Origin of the sequence: uncultured Methanobrevibacter sp. (genome assembly GCF_902784195.1) — an archaeon.
Taxonomy (GTDB): domain Archaea; phylum Methanobacteriota; class Methanobacteria; order Methanobacteriales; family Methanobacteriaceae; genus Methanobrevibacter.
In genome coordinates, this window is record NZ_CACZTX010000006.1 from 45751 (window position 1) to 63773 (window position 18023).

Here is an 18023-nt window from a genome sequence, read left to right on the forward strand (position 1 = left end):
AAAAATAATGAGAAAATGAAAAAATTGAAGCTATAAACTAGCTTCAACAATGATAAGCTTATCTTCATCTCCACCAGGCATATGACGGAATTCGATGATCTCATCCTTTACCTTATGCAAATCAATATCTACAGCCTGATTTAACAATTCACCATTGAGCTGAAGGGAAAGTATTAATCCTTCACCGGTTTCCTCATCTTCTGGAGTAAGTCCAAGTACAGTACCTGGAGCAAATACTCTGTTATATGATAATTCGAAAATATCATCAACTTTTACATTATTTCTTACATATTCTATAATATCGTCTGGGTCCATCTGTATCTCTTTGACCATATTAACACCTTTTGTACATAGCATTATTTAAATTAAAATTATGATTAATAATCTTATACTTAATATCAATAAATGATAATTTAATTAATTAAAAAATTAATCTAATTGATTATAAAATGAAATCATTATTTAAAAATTAATTAAATCATAATTTATCAATGTAATTTCTAAAAAAATAAAAAAATAAAAAAAGAAGAAAAATATAAGAAAAAGAGAAAGAGCTTATTGAGCTCTGTATTCTCTAATTGCGTTATATTCGTCGTCTTCTTCAATCCAAGTAGATAATCTGTCTCTGTTTTTCTCAGCATCAATAATTAAGGTACCTTTACCGTTTAAAGCAATGTCCCCTTTGTATTCGATGTATCTACCAGGATAAACAATACCATCTAATTCAGGATCGGTTACAATTCCTTGTTCTACGAAACCTTCGAGTAATCTTCCAACTTTTCCGTGAATTACGATGTTACCGTTTTTCATTTGTCCACCAGGCCAACGGTTTACGTTACCATCAATTTCAATGGTACCTTTGGTCATGTGGATACCTGCGAGAATATCACAGTCACCTAAAACGTGGATTTTACCACCGACTAAACATTCACCACATTGTTTACCAGCATTTCCGTGGATAATGATTTCTCCACCGGACATACCTCTCCATTCACCAATGTAGGATGCACCACAGAATTCTTTGGTATTACCCATAATTTCGAGTTTACCACCTTTCATTTCACGACCAGCGTGAGCTGCTACGTTACCGAATACAGTAACTACTCCACCAGACATTTCTGCACCAACGTGAAGGTCTGCATCACCGTTAACAACTACTTCACCAGCACTCATTTTACAACCGATGTATTTTACTCTGTTACAATCTCCGTTTAAAATCATTTTGACTTCAGCTGGAGATTCTGCTTCTCCTTCAACAGTGATGTCAAAGTAATCAGTGATTGGGAATCTGGAGTTTCCTACAGGTACTTTGTACTCTGCAAAGTCTTCTTCAGTCCAAGAGTAAATGTTATCAGTGATTAACTCATCAAATTCTAAAGCAATTGAAGAAGTTTTCTTTTGATCAAAAGTTATAGTTTTCATTAATAAACACTCTCCTTATTTAGCTTCTACGTCCACTCTAGTTGGGTTTGGTACATAGTGGTCGTGTACTTGATAGTTTTCCCATTTGACAGAATAGTATTGGGTAAAGAATGGCATTATACTGTCGATAATTTGTTTTTCTTCTTCTTCGTATCCTATGACGTTAGTCCAAATGGTGTGGCTTTGTTTAGTGGAAACAATGTCACCATCTTTAACAACGATTTGACCATCTTTGATAGTGTAGTAAGCGTTACTGAATGCTTTTTCAACACCTTCAGGATCTTTGGATGGGTCAAAGTCATTAGGGTTAATGTCATATACAGCAATATCCGCGTTGTAACCAGGGGTAAGTGCACCTCTGTCTTGGAATCCGTGGATTCTTGCAGGAGCTGCTCTGGAAATAGTAGCTATTTCGTAGAAATCGTATTCTCTTTCGAGACCAGCTAAGCCAGTTCTTTTGGAAGCCCATTTGTGTACTTCACCATTGTCAATCATAGACATCCTTTTCTCAGCACTCATTAACCAGGAGATGATCTTTGGATATCTGATGAAAGGACCTGCGTTAGGGTGGTCAGTGGTTAAACATACTTGCCATGGGTTCTTAATGTGCAAGAACAATTCAAGACCAATAGCCCATTGTAAGGTACTTACTGGAGTTTTTGGAGAGTAAATACATGGAATGATACCAGCTGCGGTTTCACATTCAATGTCTTTGTTAGCCCATTTTAATCCAGAAATTTTGAACAAGTCGTATTCCATAGGAGCGTCTGCAGTCATGGTTGTGGTTTCGTCGAAAGTTACTTGACCTACGTCACAAGTTACGTATGGGTTTTTGTTAATGAAGTCAGCAACTTCTTCTGCACCGGATGCTGCATCTTTCCAACTGTTACCAGTGTAAGAGTGGAATTGTGCGTGGGTACAGTGGATAGTTTGATCCCTTACGCCAGCAGATGCTTTAGTGGATTTTGCAATGTCTTTGATAGAGTCTAAAGTTGCAATAGTAGTTGGTACGTTTCCTGGGTGACCTAAATCATTAGGGTGGATGTGTATAGAGTGAGGAAGACCTAATTGTTCGTTAGCTTTTGCTAAAGCTCTTACAACTTCTCTGGAGGTTACGTCAAAGTAAGGTGCTTTGTCATCGTATCCGTGTACGTTCATACCCCAACCCCATGCTTCTGAACCACATGGGTTTACGATTTTTACACCGTATCCTTTAGATACTCTTAACATTGCTGCAATAAATGCTGCTAAGTCGTCAATTCTGTTTTCTCTTGCATATTCCATTACGAACCAGTTGTTACCGAATAATGGTAATGGGTTGATATCGATGTTTGGAATAGTGTTAATTTCTTCGTGTGTGTGTTTTGCTTCTAAAGGAGGCATAGCTGCTTCACAAACAGTACCGTATCCCATTCTGGAGTATCTGTATCCAGTGGTAGGACAACTTGGGATAGAGAAACCAGCTTCAGCTCTGGTTACTTTAGTTTTTTGAGCTACTCCTCTTCTTTCGTCTTCTGGTCTGTATAATCTACCTACAACCAATTTTGGTCCTGCAACGTGAGCGTGAGGGTCTACACCAGCAGGCATTACAATTTTATCAGTGACGTCTAATACTTCAGCGTCAGCGGATACATCTTCAACGATTTTACCATCTTTGAAGCAGATATCCATTTTTTCTCCGTTTACTTCATTAGCAGGGTCGTAAACAATACCATTTTTAAGTATATATTCCATTAAAATCACCTTACTTATCTAAGAGACATGCGAGACCTTCATTAGGAACGTATTCATCTGCTACGTTAGGTTCTTCTCTGAGTTTCATTACTCTTTCTTTCAATTCACGTACAATCCATTCGTCATCACGACAGGTTTCAGGTTTGTCGATAGCTTTTTTCATCCAGATAGGAACACCATCCATACGGTAACTGGTACCTCCACATTCTACAGAAATGAAGGATCCAGGAAGTACTACGTCAGCGAGTTCGGTAGATGGTCCCCAGTGAATATCGATTTGGATAACTGGAATGTTTGCTAAGTGTTGGTTTGCTCCGTTAGGGAAGTGAGCACCAGGGTCAGCTGCAATTACCATGAAACAGTCAGGTTCTTTTCTTACGAGTAAGTCAATAGTGTTGGTTTCACCCATCATATATCTTCCGTATCCTCTACAGAAGTCTACACCGAATGCCCAACCGGTTTCGTAAGCCATGAAAATGTTGAAACCGTTTACGTTAAAGTGACCTCTCATTGGAGTAAGTCCCCATTTACTGTTGGTGTTTAAGTCTTGTACTAATTTAATTGCGATGTCAATGTTTCTTTGTTTACCTAAGGTGTGGGTTAAACCTAAACCGAAGAAGAGAACACCGAATTCTGCAGCTTCCATTTCAGCAGCTAATTCATAAATGTCTTCAGCTGGAATACCGGAAACAGATTCAGATTGTAATTTTTTACCTTTTAATACAGCTCTTAAAGCGTTGTAGAAACCGTAGTCTCCGTTTTGTTCAAATCCAATCCATTTGTCAGACATTTTAGCAGTGTCTGAGAATTTTGGATCCATAGTGATAACGGTTCTGTCGAATCTACCTCTTTGTCTGAAGTATCCTCTAGGGAATGCTGCATATCTTGCTAAGTGTCTTGGGTGAGAGTTCATAGCGTTACTACCAGAGTATGCAATAACGTCAGCTCTGTTTTTTACTTCCCCTAAGGTTTGGATAGGGTAACCTGCGTTTTGCATAGCTTGTAAACTTGGACCGTGACAGATAGTTGCTTGGTTATCTAAAACAGCACCAATATATTCACCTAATTCTACACCTTCTTTCATACATTCAGTAGAAGTTTCAGACCAACCGTAGAATACTGGTCTAATAGAGTTTGCAATATATTCAGCTGCAGTGTCTAAAGCAGTATCCCAGTCCACTTCTTCAAGAACTCCTTCTTCGTTTCTTACCATTGGTACAAGTAATCTTTGGTCCATATCTTCCATAACTTTACTTGCACCTAATCTGCATGCGTGTCTTACAGCAACTACGTGACCGTCTTTTACTAAGAAGTCTAAGTCGTCACAGTTACATCCACAAAATGCACAAGTACAATTTTCTACAATGTGATCGTAATCAGTTACAGGTGGTTCATATGTCATGATCAATCAACTCCTCCCATTTACGTCCGTTATAAACTGGTCTTTCACCTAATGATTCCATGTTTTCTACAACATCATCATCTTCTTCATCAACATATTTTTTGTATACCCATCTCATTAAGTCTGCCATTAATAAAACTTTTCTGTCAGTTTTTTCAACGGTAGCGTGGATACCTTTGTAAGTAGGGTCTGAACAACAGTAGGTTTCGTGGCTTACAATAGTGTTAGCCCATGGACCTTTACATACAAAAATGGTACCTTCGTGAGGAGCATCTCTGGATTTTGCTGCGTTTAAAACAACTTCACCGTAGTCGGTTTTTACAAGTACAGTGTCCCAGTTTTTTACACCTAATTTTACCATGTCACGAGGATCCATGTAACAGGTACCTGAAGCGTTTTTATATTCTTCTTTTAAGGTAGAACCTCTTTTCTTACAAGCTCCTTGATATATGTCAGAACCAGTGTTTAACATACATTTGAGTACTTTAGTAGTACCTTCTTGAGCTACGTTTTCTAAATCTCCAACTACTGGTCTTTCTAAATAAGTATTTGCGTAATGCATGTTATCACTCCTATTCTAACCATATAGCTTCAGTTGGACAGAACATTTGGCAAGTACCACATTTGTCACATTTGTCCACACTGAATAATTTAATAAATCCGTTTTCAACCATCATAATAGTTTCGGTTGTTTTGGAACCATGTCCACCAGCGTTTTCTGGGCTGATAGAAGCGTTTACTGGACATGCGATAACACATACTCCACAACCTAAACATTTATCTTGATCTACTTTAAGTTCCATAAATAATCACCAATCAAATTAATTTTTTAAAGCTTCGAATGCTGCAATCCAAGATTTAGAACTAGTTGGGGTGTAATCGATGTCAGTTCTAGTTACGGTTAATGCTCCGTTAGGACATGCTTTAGCACATGCACCACAGTGGATACAGTAATCTTCTTCTTTAACTAAGTGAGTTCCTCTGTCTCCAGGACCAGATGATTTAGGGAAGGATAAAACATTACATGGACATACATCAATACATGCACCACAGGTACCACATTTTTCTTCATCGATTTCGAGAGTACCTTTAAATGCTTGTTTTACAGTAGCTGCGTCTGCAGGACAGACTCCTTCACACCATCCACATTTAATACAGGTTTCTTTATCAATAATTGCATTACCGGTAATAGCTGCTTTAGCAGGGTCGAGGTCATATTCACCGTAGGAACAGGATCTACATACTGCTTTAATAGCGTTAACAGGACATGCTTTTTTACATACGAGACAGTATACACATTTTTCTTTGTCAATAACAATGCTTTCTTCACCGGTGGTTTTGTCTACTACAATAGCTTCTGCAGGACATAATTCAGCACAAGCGCCACAGTAAATACAGTCGTCTTCACATACTTCGATTTCACCAGTTACTAAGTCAGCTCTGTTAGGTAAAGTTCTGTCAATAGTGATGGAAGCTCTAGGACAAGCTGCTTCACATTTTTTACAGAATAAACATTTGTCTTCATCGATTTCAGCTGAAGCGATGAGAGTTGGATAAGCTTCATTTTCTTTAATAGAGACGCCACCAATAGTAAGGTCTAATGCGCCTGCTGGACATACTCCACTACACATACCACAGAGAACACATTTGTTTTCATCAATGCATAATTTTGCTTTGACTTCATTGTCGTTTTTGAAAAGAGCATAATTTTGAGCAATCTTTTCATGACCACTGAAATAGGTTTCTGTGTATTTACGTTCAATAGGAGCTACTTCATCAAGAGCAATAGCTTCTACAGGACAAGTTGCTTCACAAAGGCCGCAACCAATACAAACGTGATCTTTAAAGGACAAAATTCTGTCTTCTTCTGCTGATCTTTTTATATTGAAGTTTTTGCCTTCAATTTCTTTAACGTTAACCATTTTTTACCTCCAAAATTTCAATTGATTTTGTTGGGCAATTCTCAACACACATAAGACAGCCACAACAATAACGGGGGTTTATCTTTGCTTTCAATGAATCTAAGTTAATAGCCTTCATCTCACACAAATCTACACACAATCCACAACCAATACATCCATCGTTAATCTGTGGGTCATAATGATTCATATTAAAAATAGTCACGATTTGACGAATTTCTTTATAATCTCCAAATAAAACTTTTGTTATTAATATAAAATCCTTAGGACTTAACTCTAAAATAGTTTTAGCAAGTTCGATAGAATCCATGGATATGTTTCTACCATTCAAGTAGTGAGAAATAGTTGATCTGTCTACACCGATTTGAGATGAAATCTCCTTTTGGGACAAGCCTCTTTTTCTCAACTCAACACTTTCTAAATATTTTAGTCCAGATACTATATGTTTTGGCATAAATTCACCATGTGTACATTATAATATATATTATATATACTTATAAAAGGCACATACTTAGACTCAAGTATAAAGATTTATATATGACTGTGTATTATTTACACATTTGTAAAAATATTAATTTTTAATTATATTAATTATTTTCAAAAAATAAGAATAAATAATAAATTAATATAAAATATTTAACTAAATAATTATTTACTCATTAAATAAATTATTTTTTAACCTAATTATAAAAATTAAACTGATTTTATTAAAATAAAAATAGTTAAAATCTAATCAAAAATAGCTAAATTATATCTCCAATATGTAAACAAATTTACATCGAATTTATGAAAATTTTTTAAATTTTTAGGCCAAACAAAAAAATGTGTACTAAATACACATGATGCAGGTGTAGTAAGTACACATAGGGATTTTTGAAGAAAAAAACAATGAAAAAATGGAAAAATTCACTAAAAAAAAATATATAAAAACTATATGAAAAATATATAAAAACTATATGAAAAATATATAAAAAAATAATGAAAATTAAGATAAAAATTGATGAGGAATTTATTAAAAAAATATAAAAAATTTATAAAAAATATTAAAAAGATTATTAAAATAATCTATAAAAAAATAATAAAAAATAGAAAATAATGAAAAATAGAGAATAATGAAAAATAGAAAATAATGAAAAATTTATTATCTATTCTTCCTTATAGAAAGGTTCCCTATTATGGATTCCCTTAAGGAAAATGTCTACAAGTTCCTCATCAGAGACTCCTTCTCTAATGAACTCCACCAAGTCAACAAGATTATCGTTTCTAAGAAGACAAGGTTTGATCTTTCCTTCAGGAGTGATTCTAAGTCTAGTGCAATTCTTGCAGAAATTGGTATTGTCTACAGGATGGACAACTTCAATCTCACCGCCTTCAATGAAATATTTCTTACGATCCTGCATAAATTCCCTTACCTTGATTTCATCTGCAATTTCAGCAAGGTATTTTTCAAATTCTGCAAGTGGGTAATGGTACTTGGAGTTGAAGTCATTATCATCACAGCTTTGAGATTCTATAATCTCAATAAGTTGAAGTATGACACCATTCTCTTTAGTGAATTCGAACATGTCCATGATCTCATCATTGTTGATATTATTCATAACTACCATATTTATCTTAACTGGATACATACCAACTTCACAAGATTTAACAATTCCATCCTTTACTCTTTGTAAAACGTTTTTCCCTACAATCATTTGATAGGTTTCTTCATCAAGTGTGTCTAAACTGACATTAACTCTGTCTAATCCTGCATCGACTAAATCTTGTGCAAATTTCTCCAAAAATATACCATTGGTTGTGATTGAAATATCCTTGAAATCAAGTGAATTAATTTTTTCAACAATTTCAACTATGTCTGGCCTGACTAAAGGTTCGCCACCAGACAAACGTATTTTCTCAACACCTAATTTCTTTGCAATTCTACAGATTTCATAAATTTCATCAGGAGTCATTTCAGAAGATGAATCCAACATACCATCATGGTGGCAATATATGCAGTTTACATTGCAACGATTGGTAATGGAAATCCTAAGTGAAATAATTGGCCTTTCATAATCGTCTCTTACTTTATCCTTCATCCATAAACCCCAAAATAAAATTCATTCTTTAACATGATAAAATCATAAATAATAATAAAAAATACAAAACTTATAAAAATCAATTTAAAAAAATGATCTAATGATTATTCATTATCAATGGAAATTTCAACATTCTTTACTTCATCTACACCATATTCTGAAGTTTTAATAGCTTTCAATAACCCAAGAATAGTTTCCTTAATGATATCATCAGTGAATTTATTCAATTCAATATCATTTCCATTAATCACTAACTTAACTTTATTTTCAAAATCTTTATTATCACTCACATAATCACCTAAATAAACTTTATAATAAACAATCTAATAGTATAATAAAATTTTTTTTAAATACTATTATATTATTCTTTTTTATTTTTAATTGTTATGTCAATATCATCAAAGTTCTCTACACCATATTCCTTAATCTTAAGTGGAGTCAAAACTCCCAATATGGTTTGCTTGAGGTAATCGCTAACAAATCTGTTCAATCCAATATTCACCCCATCAATAGCTAAATTGACTTCCGCTTGAGTTTCCGGATTGTAATCCAATTTTCCTTGTGCGAAAGCTTGACCTATGAGACTTGCATCATTATATCCGCATTCATTAACAAATAATGTCTCCAAAATATCGTAAGATCTTTCTTCCACAAGGTCAACCAATTCCAATAGCTCTTCATCTGTGATTTCAAAAGAGTTCACAACTTTGATTGTATATTCATCCTTGACCTCTTCACAGGTAGCTATTTTAGCATAAGGATAAGCTTTAAATCCTTCTATAACCACAAAATCAGGATTTTCCATAAGTTTTATTAAGAATAAAATACGTTCTAAATCAAGTCTTTCATTAATATTGAAATAGGTTCTTCCACCGATTCCTACAACAAAATCAGAACCGGCTTCCATTTGCTTATAGGTGTCGGTTCCCTCATGATCCATTTCCATTTGGTGATGAGAATGCTTAATGCTTGCTACCTTAAAGTCCCTATTGCCTAATTCCGTGATAATCTTGCTTGTAAGGGATGTCTTGCCAGTATTCTTTAAACCTACAATTGAAATAATTCTCATTTTTACACCAAATTATAAAAAATTTTTAAAAAACTTTGATTGATTAAATAAAATTTATAACCTATTGTTAAATTTAATTTATCTAAATAAACTTTTGTCCCCAATCATAGATTAGATTATCTATTAATCAAAACTCATCAGAAAAAATAGACAGTAAAATTTCACTAAATAAATTAAATTTAAAAATAAATCAATAGCTATTTTTAAAAAAATAATTTAAAAAATAGTTTTTCATGGAAATGAGTGAATAAGAGGTGACTATTTTAAAAATTATTTAATTAAAAAGGAGAATAAAAATAGAAAATTGTAAAACGAATATAATAAGCAAAACGCTCATTACAAAGTTTTACAACAACTAATTTATTCTATCGTGTTTCACCATTTTGATTTAAATCTTCAATCCTAGTATTGTCTGTAGGATTTAGGACCAAATTCAGTGAATGGTAATGGTTCTTCGTTGTCTACACCACTGTAGTAACCGAAGATGTCTCTGACTTTTTGGTTTACAGTAGCCCATACTTTGGATACTGGAATTTCACAAGGACATACTTCAGAACATTGACCACAGTTAGTACATGCATCTACCATGTGTACCATACGAGTTAAGTGGAAGAATGGAGCTGCAGGGGTGTATCCACCAGGTACCCATTCAGGACCTTCAGCTTCGAGACAGCAGTCATCACAGAAACAGAGAGGACATGCTTCACGGCAACCGTAACATTTCATACATCTGGAGAATTCTTCTTTGTATTCTGCGAATACTTCTAAGATGTCACCAGAGGTTCCAGCAAAGTCTTTTTCTCTTTGTGCCATTGCTTGTTTTACCATGATGTTGTCGATGTTAGAACGGATTGTTACACCTTTTTCGATTGGTGCTTGGGTTTCAATTAATCCAGCATCAATTACTTTTCCTAAGATGTCTGCACCTTTTTCGGAGCATACTTCTACGAAGGTTGCTTTTCCAGCTAAGTCACCGATAACTCCCCAGTTACCTAAAGCTAAATCAGCGTTGGTAGGGATGTTCATGGTACATCTTTGACAGTTTTCTCTTCTACCCATTCCGTCTTCTTCGAGTTCATCGATGGAAATTGCTTTTTCACCATCAGCGGTTTCCATAATGAGTTTTCCTTTGGAAATTTCTTCTTTGATGACGTCAGCAGGGTCTAATTCGTAAACGTCTCTAATCATTTTCATGGTTGGTACAGGTGGCATGGTTCCTCCACAGTTTACACCAATCATGATTACGTTTTCTTCGATAACTTTTCTTTTTCTCATTAACTCTTTTAAGGTCATTGCGTCACATGGTTTTGTGGTAACTGCAATTTTCATATCTCTTGCACCGTCTAAGTATTTGGATACGAATTTTGCTAAGTTTAAGGTACCACAGTGAAGGGATCCTGCAGATTTGATTACATCTTCAGGGTCGGTGATGAGAATAGGTTTAGCATCGTATAAGTCAGCTGCTTCTTCTACAGCAACTACTGCATCAACAATACCTTCTTCGAGTAAGTATTTCATGATAGTAGTTACGACTCCACCGTATTCTCCTTTTTCTTTAATTGCTTCATTACCAGAGTATGCATAAAACATATCATTTACATTTACAGCCATATTATCTACTCCTTATTCACCTTATAATTTTTCTACTTGAATAGCACAAGCTTTTAATTCAACCATTTTACATTTAGGGTCGAAAGAATCGGAGTTGGTTAACATGTTAGCTGCACATTCGGTAAAGTGCATAGGAATGTTTACAATACCTTTCTTAATGTCGTCAGTTACACGAGCAGGAATTTCAATTTCTCCTCTTCTAGAGTATGCTTTTACTATTTCATTGTTAAGAATTCCTCTTTCTGCTGCATCTTCGGTGTTGATTTCGATGAATCCAGTAGGTACTTCCTTATCTAAGGTTTCACATCTTCTGGTCATAGCAGCGTGATAGTGGAACAAGATACGGGTAGTAGTTAAGAGTAATGGGTATTCATCATCAACAACTTCGACAGGACCTTTGTGTTCTAATGCTTGGAATACACCTAAACCGTCTGGGTGAGCGAATTTATCTTTGTGCATTAAAGGTTCACAAGGATCTTCTGGGTCAAGACATGGCCAGTGGACACCTTCAGGTTTGAGTAATCTTTCGTGAGTAATACCGTAGTAGGAAGGAGCGAGTTCTCTGATTTCTTCCCAAATTTCAGCAGCGTTTTCATAGTGGAATAATTCTCTTGGTCTGCCCATTCTAACAGCAATTTCTTCCATGATCTTCCAGTCAAGCATAGTGCCTTCAGGTGGTTCTTGAGCTTTACGTAACCATTGAACTCTTCTTTCACCGGAAGTGAAGGTACCTTCTTGTTCACCCCAACCTGCTGCAGGTAATACAACATCTGCTTCAGCAGCGGTATCGGTCATGAACAATTCTTGAACGATTAACATTTCTAAGTTTGCAATTGCTTCTTTGGTGTGTTTAATATCTGCATCGGAGAGTACAGGGTCTTCCCCGTGGATGTATAATACTTTTAAGTCACCAGAGTGAGCAGCATTCATCATTTCAACTAAGGTTAAACCAGGAGTGGTTGGTAAGTCGATTTGGTAAGCTTCTGAGAATTTTTTGGTAATTTCAGGGTTTGCAACTTTTTGGTAACCTACATAATCAGAAGGTAATGCACCCATATCACAAGCACCTTGTACGTTGTTTTGTCCTCTTAATGGGTTTACTCCTCCACCGATTTTACCTAAGTTACCGGTTAACATTGCTAAGTTAGCAGTGGACATTACGTTGTCTGCACCGTGAGAGTGTTCGGTAATACCTAAGGAGTATACAATAGCTGCGTTTTCAGCTTGTGCATATTCAATAGCTACACGTTCAATTTGTTCAGGGTCGGCTTCAGTAATTTCTGCTACTTTGTCAAGGTCGTATTTCATTGCAACTTCTTTCATTTCTTCGTAACCTTTGGTTCTGTTCTTAATGAACTCATCATCTTGTAAACCGTTTTCAATGATGATTTTGATCATACCGTTCATTAAAGCTACGTCAGTACCGGTTTTGAATTGCATGTATTCGTGTGCTAATTTTGCAGTAGGAGTGTATCTTGGGTCTGCTACTACTAATTTAGCACCGTTTTTAATAGCTCTGATAATTTTACGACCGAATAATGGGTGTGCTTCCATGTTGTTAGAACCAATACAGAAGATGAAATCAGCTTCTTCAATACTGTCATAACCGTTGGTGGATGCACCGGAACCGAAGGTGGTTGCAAGACCAGCTACAGTAGGACCGTGACAGATACGTGCACAGTGGTCTACGTTTTGAGTACCACATCCAGCTCTTGCTAATTTCTGGGTTATGTAAATGTTTTCGTTAGGAGATCTAGCACATGCGTAGAAACCTAATTTGTTAGGGTCAGTGTCAGCATATTTTTTAAGGGTGCTAGCTACTAAGTCTAAAGCTTCATCCCAGGAAGCTTCTCTGAATTCACCATTTTCTTTGATTAACGGAGTAGTTAATCTGTCTGGGTGGTTAATGAATTGCCATCCAAAGTTACCTTTTGGACATACTTTTCCTTCATTAACAGGGTGTCTTTTCCATGGTTCGACACCAATGATTTTTCCATCTTTGACTACAAAGTTAATACCACAACCGGTACCACAGTAAGGACAAATAGATGGTACATATTTTATCTCAACCATTTTATAATCTCCATAATAAAATCAAGGTTTTATTTTTGTTTAGTTTACATATTGACAAAATCAATTATTGACTAACAACTGAAAACTTTTTAATAATAATTTATTAAAATCTTTCCTGGATTATTGTGAATTGTGTCGAGTATTGTGAATTGTGTCTTTTGTTATAATCCAATAAAAGATTATTGGCAATAATATCAAAGTACATTTATAATATAATATTATATTATCATGAAATGTGAAATTTAGAGTCTTTTAAAAAAAGCTCTAAATTGAGAAACAATCAAGTTTCTAAAGTATCATGAGGAATTTTAAATTCCCCTATAAATATGATTTCTATTCAATTGAAATTTTTTAAAGAAATTTCTAAAAACTTTAATAAATTATGTAAATACTTATTGATATTTGAATTAAATAGGTTTCACTCAAATATTTCAATAAGTAAATACAAATTTAGGGATTTATAAAAATCCTTTGTGTTTGACTAATAGAATATTAGATCCAAACTGATTTTGTACATTTAGTCACGTAAGTATACGAACCAGTATGCACATGCTACAAATACTGCAGCACCAACGATGTTACCTAAGGTTACAGGTATTAAGTTGTTGATGAAGAATTGTGCCCAGGTTACTTCAGCACCTAAGAAGATACCTAATGGGATGAAGAACATGTTTGCGACACTGTGCTCAAATCCAATACATACAAACGCCATGATTGGGAACCAAATACCGAAGAATTTACCTACTACATCATCAGCTGCGTTAGCTAAGTATACTGCTAAACATACTAACCAGTTACAACCAATACCTCTAAGGAAACATTGTACCCAAGTTAAAGAAGCAGTTGATTTTCCAGCTGCCATAAAGGTTGCTCCACCTAAAGCTTTGGTGTTAGCAATGGTAATTGCACCGCCAGCGAATGCTTCAGGTACCATAATACCAGTTAAGTAAGCAAGTACGTAAGCAACAAAGAGACCACCGACTAAGTTGAATACCCAAGATCCAACCCAGTTTTTGAGTAATCCCATAATATCAGTTTTACCATCTAAAAGACCCATAGTCATAAACATTACGTCACCAGTGAATAATTCAGATCCACAGATAACAACCATAATTAAACCTACAGGGAACACTCCCCCGAAGATTAATTTAGAAATACCTATTGGTACGCCACCAGCTACTGCACCAGTGTTTGCTACTTCTGCAAGTAATCCACCGAATGCAATGTAAGCACCTGCTAAGAAACCTAAAACAGCAAGTTTTAAGATAGGCATTTCACCTTTTGCGGTAGCTGCAGATGCAATTGCTTTTGCAGTATCTGCAGGACTTTTAAAACTCATATATCTCAACCTCTTTTTTAAATTATCCCATATAATAATCAATACTCTCGAGGTTCATGTCAAACCTTACATAAAGAGAGCATTAATTATAATTATTTATCATTCATATAAAAAGACTTTGCTATTAAAATAAAAACAAAACATTTATATAGTAAGGATGTGCATTTTTTCCAATAGAAAATTAATTCATATCGATAAAAAAATAACAAAAAATTAAAAAATATTCAATTTGTCCATATTTTTGTGAAAAAGTGTGTAAAAAGAAATAAGTAAAAATTATTTTATTAAATAAAAAATTAATAATTTGTTTCCATATAAAAATATATTCATATTGATAAATAATGATAAATTAAAAAATCCTCATTAAAGGATTTAAAATGGTTAAAAAAGAATTAAAATATTTATTTTAAGAATATAATAAATATACATATCATTGAACTATTAAAAATTATTAAATATATTACGAACATAAGGAATATAGCAATTGACACTACGAATTAAAAAATCTTGAAAAAATTCTTAAAAATACAACAGTTAACTCAATTAAATTCGTTATTTTGCTAAAATAAGCGAAAATAGCCCAACATGAAAGACATATGTAAAACGATAGAAAAAATTGCTTGAAAAATTTTTTTAAAACAAAGCCCCGACATTAAAGAAATCATGATAAATCATGATAAAATAATCTAAAAAATAGTAAAAAATTAATGAAAAAAAGTTATTTGAAAGTTTTTTTGAAAAAAATTCAATGAGAAAAATTTATTTGAAGCTTATTTTGAAAAGAATTCAATGAAAATTAATAAAAAATTAATGAAAAGAAGAATGAAAATTGGAAGTTGGGGGTTATGAAAATGAATAAATGCATTTATTCATCAATGATCTCATAATAAGCCCCTTCAGCACATGGCATGCATACTGGCTTTCCACCACGATTCAAGTGACGCCCATCAGTGATCTTTTCACCACAAACTGAACAGAATACACTGGTGTGTGGCTTACCAGGCATTTGAGAAGGGTTTAAGTCAACATGAACCTTTTCCACTTTAAATAAATCTTCAGCAGGAGTCATTTTAAACCTTTCAATCATTTCATCTTTGGTTTCCTTGATCTTTTCTTGCTTATTGGCATCAGCATCAGAAACCCTGATGGCTTCACCTGTATCCATATTATAGAAAGTTGCTGCAAACTTGCCATAATACATCTGCTTTAGGGTCCTTTTACCCATGGTGCATCTGGTGACAGCTTGAACTGCATCTGCCATGCATCTATCAATTTCCAAAAATACGATAAGATTCTTATGACGCTTGTTCAATTCAAAGCCCATTAATTCCATACCGTACATTGCAAGCTTGGTTCCGATGGCAATCCCACCGCAAATCTCTCCATGGAATTCACCAGCTTTAGCTAATTGCTCTTCATAGTCTTCTACACTTACCATATTAACACCCTTAATAAAAATCAATAGAATTTGAAAAATTAAAAAAAATAAAAAAATGAAATTGTTTATGAAATATTTTTGAATAATTTATGAATATTTTATGAATGATAAAAAAATTAAAAAAAGAAAAAAGGAAAATAGATAGGCTTATTCTAAAACAGTATGCCTATTTTTCAAGTCCTCTTCAGTTTTTCCCATAGCTTCCATCAATTCAGAAACCAATCCATCAAGGAAAACCAAGGAAGTCAATTCAAAAGCAGTTCCAAGAGGAGTCAATGAAGTATAATTTCCCTTAATTTGTCTTTTAAGGTAATTTTCATCATCCACTTCAACTTTTGTTCTGCCTTTAACATGAATTATACCATCTGCCAATTGACCTAAGCTGCTTTCTGGATAAGAGGTCAATGCCAATACTTTTGCTCCTCTTTTTTTAGAAATTCTAGCTGCGGTTACGATGGTATTGGTTTCTCCAGAACCTGAAATGGCCAAAATGCAATCTCCTGCATTGATAGCTGGAGAAATGGTTTCACCTACAACATATGAACTTAGACCTAAGTGCATCAATCTCATTGCAAATGCCTTAGCTGCAAGCCCAGATCTGCCTGCACCAGTTACAAAGATGTTGTCTGCAGTTGTAATGATTTCAATAAAATTTGCTATATCCTCTTCAACTAAATAATCTTCTGCATCACGAATATTGTCTAAAATTGCCTCAATTGCTGATAACATAAACTCCATTTAAATCTCTACCTAAACTTAATACATAATTTCAATAATTATTAAATTAACTTAAAAAGCATGAAAAGAAAATAAAAAAACAAAAATTTAACAATTTAACTAATAAATATTTTGAAATTAGATAATAATATTATATTCATTAATATATTTAAAATTAATCAGTGCTAAAAACAAAAACTTTTTTTAATATTTTAAATAAAAGAAAATATATATTTTCAAATTAAAAATGGATTTTAGAGGGAGTATATGCCAAGCAGTGAAAATCAAAATCAGGAAGATGTATTCACAGATGATAAGAACAACATTAAGCCTGAGATTGGAATTGAAATAGATGGAATATCATTTAATTACAAATTCTTTGAAACCCTGGAATCATTATCAAAAACATATTCCCAAAGAAAAACCGCAAAGGAATTGAAAGTGTCTCACTCTGTGCTTAACAGAAGAATCAAAAATGCTGAGGACAAACTTGGCGAGAAATTGGTCATTACAGTAGGTTCCGGTTCTGAATTAAGCGAAAGGGGATATGAACTCCTGGACATTTACTACAAATACAAAAATCGATTGGAGGATAGAAAAGAGATCATAATCGCCGGAGGACACATCATTACAGGCCTGCTTCAGGCAATAAGTTATGACTTGCCATTCAATACATTGATTTACAGCAGTGATGACGAAAGCGCATATGAGCTTGCAAAACAGGATTTGGTTGACATTTTAGCATTGGACGACCCATTACTTGCTTTTGAAAATGACTTGAACTTTACAGCTATTGCATATGACCATCTAGTGTTAATCTCTCCAAATCATGGAAAGACAATTGAAAAGATAGAAGATTTGGAAGGATTGAAATTCATTGGAGTCAAAGGAAGTGCTCAAAGGTTGGCATGGAGCACATTAAGACAGGAAAACATTAATTTTACAATAGATAGAGAAGTGAAATCACAATTTGATGCATTTAAGATTGTTAAAAACTCTGACGAATACTATACTTTCTTAAACGCAAGCTATTTCAATGGAAATGAAATCCTAAAAAATGAAACCCGCCACGTAATAAGTTTGGTTCAAATCAATGATACAAAAGATGACATTTATAATTTAATTGAATATTTACTTTTTGATGGGCAAATAAAAATAGGGGAACAAGGATTTATACCAATGAAACCTTGGAAAACTAGGTAAGTATTCAAATTTTATAAT

Annotated in this window: 17 protein-coding genes; 1 reads left to right on the forward strand and 16 read right to left on the reverse strand. The window is 34.1% G+C overall.

The window, feature by feature from the left end; genetic code table 11:
- Positions 1–30: 30 nt before the first annotated feature.
- The 16 genes from QZU90_RS05080 to hxlB all read right to left on the reverse strand — a co-directional run bounded on the left by QZU90_RS05080 (position 31) and on the right by hxlB (position 16823).
- The gene (locus QZU90_RS05080) at positions 31–333 is read right to left on the reverse strand and encodes a DUF2097 domain-containing protein (protein ID WP_295608021.1); all 303 of its coding nucleotides are present in this window, start codon (positions 331–333) and stop codon (positions 31–33) included.
- Between the two features lie 222 nt (positions 334–555).
- Positions 556–1422, reverse strand: a complete 867-nt coding sequence (locus QZU90_RS05085) for a formylmethanofuran dehydrogenase subunit C (RefSeq protein WP_296855912.1) — start codon at positions 1420–1422, stop codon at positions 556–558.
- A 15-nt stretch (positions 1423–1437) separates the two neighbouring features.
- Positions 1438–3156, reverse strand: coding sequence for a formylmethanofuran dehydrogenase subunit A (locus QZU90_RS05090; RefSeq protein ID WP_296855914.1), 1719 nt, complete (start codon positions 3154–3156; stop codon positions 1438–1440).
- Positions 3157–3166: 10 nt separating this feature from the next.
- On the reverse strand, positions 3167–4558 hold the full coding sequence (locus tag QZU90_RS05095) for a formylmethanofuran dehydrogenase subunit B (RefSeq protein ID WP_295608016.1): 1392 nt from the start codon (positions 4556–4558) through the stop codon (positions 3167–3169).
- Positions 4548–5120 carry a molybdopterin dinucleotide binding domain-containing protein gene (locus QZU90_RS05100; protein WP_295608015.1) on the reverse strand — a complete coding sequence of 191 codons (573 nt, stop codon included), beginning with the start codon at positions 5118–5120 and terminating at the stop codon, positions 4548–4550. The genes QZU90_RS05095 and QZU90_RS05100 overlap by 11 nt, the downstream gene beginning before the upstream one ends.
- A 10-nt stretch (positions 5121–5130) precedes the next feature.
- Positions 5131–5361, reverse strand: coding sequence for a 4Fe-4S binding protein (locus QZU90_RS05105; RefSeq protein ID WP_012955149.1), 231 nt, complete (start codon positions 5359–5361; stop codon positions 5131–5133).
- Positions 5362–5379: 18 nt separating this feature from the next.
- Positions 5380–6480: a tungsten-dependent formylmethanofuran dehydrogenase subunit FwdF gene (fwdF, locus tag QZU90_RS05110; RefSeq protein ID WP_295608013.1), complete on the reverse strand. Its 1101-nt coding sequence runs from the start codon at positions 6478–6480 to the stop codon at positions 5380–5382.
- Entirely contained in the window at positions 6473–6931 is a 459-nt protein-coding gene (locus QZU90_RS05115; protein ID WP_296855917.1) for a helix-turn-helix domain-containing protein, read from the reverse strand. The genes fwdF and QZU90_RS05115 overlap by 8 nt, the downstream gene beginning before the upstream one ends.
- Before the next feature lie 691 nt (positions 6932–7622).
- On the reverse strand, positions 7623–8555 hold the full coding sequence (gene moaA, locus QZU90_RS05120; RefSeq protein ID WP_295608010.1) for a GTP 3',8-cyclase MoaA: 933 nt from the start codon (positions 8553–8555) through the stop codon (positions 7623–7625).
- 104 nt (positions 8556–8659) lie between these two features.
- Entirely contained in the window at positions 8660–8845 is a 186-nt protein-coding gene (locus tag QZU90_RS05125; protein WP_295608009.1) for a hypothetical protein, read from the reverse strand.
- Positions 8846–8916: 71 nt separating this feature from the next.
- Positions 8917–9624 (reverse strand): molybdopterin-guanine dinucleotide biosynthesis protein B, encoded by a 708-nt coding sequence (gene mobB / locus QZU90_RS05130; protein ID WP_295608007.1) that lies wholly within the window; start codon positions 9622–9624, stop codon positions 8917–8919.
- A 402-nt stretch (positions 9625–10026) separates the two neighbouring features.
- Positions 10027–11235, reverse strand: a complete 1209-nt coding sequence (locus tag QZU90_RS05135; protein ID WP_295608005.1) for a Coenzyme F420 hydrogenase/dehydrogenase, beta subunit C-terminal domain — start codon at positions 11233–11235, stop codon at positions 10027–10029.
- Positions 11236–11256: 21 nt separating this feature from the next.
- Entirely contained in the window at positions 11257–13308 is a 2052-nt protein-coding gene (gene fdhF / locus QZU90_RS05140) for a formate dehydrogenase subunit alpha (protein WP_295608003.1), read from the reverse strand.
- A 517-nt stretch (positions 13309–13825) separates the two neighbouring features.
- Positions 13826–14647 (reverse strand): formate/nitrite transporter family protein, encoded by an 822-nt coding sequence (locus QZU90_RS05145; RefSeq protein WP_296855920.1) that lies wholly within the window; start codon positions 14645–14647, stop codon positions 13826–13828.
- A gap of 865 nt (positions 14648–15512) precedes the next feature.
- Entirely contained in the window at positions 15513–16085 is a 573-nt protein-coding gene (locus QZU90_RS05150; protein WP_295607998.1) for an FmdE family protein, read from the reverse strand.
- 147 nt (positions 16086–16232) lie between these two features.
- On the reverse strand, positions 16233–16823 hold the full coding sequence (gene hxlB, locus QZU90_RS05155) for a 6-phospho-3-hexuloisomerase (RefSeq protein ID WP_296855921.1): 591 nt from the start codon (positions 16821–16823) through the stop codon (positions 16233–16235).
- Between the two features lie 246 nt (positions 16824–17069).
- On the opposite strand from hxlB, the gene QZU90_RS05160 reads away from it, so the two are divergent.
- The gene (locus tag QZU90_RS05160) at positions 17070–18005 is read left to right on the forward strand and encodes a LysR family transcriptional regulator (RefSeq protein WP_296855923.1); all 936 of its coding nucleotides are present in this window, start codon (positions 17070–17072) and stop codon (positions 18003–18005) included.
- The last annotated feature ends 18 nt before the right edge of the window (positions 18006–18023 follow it).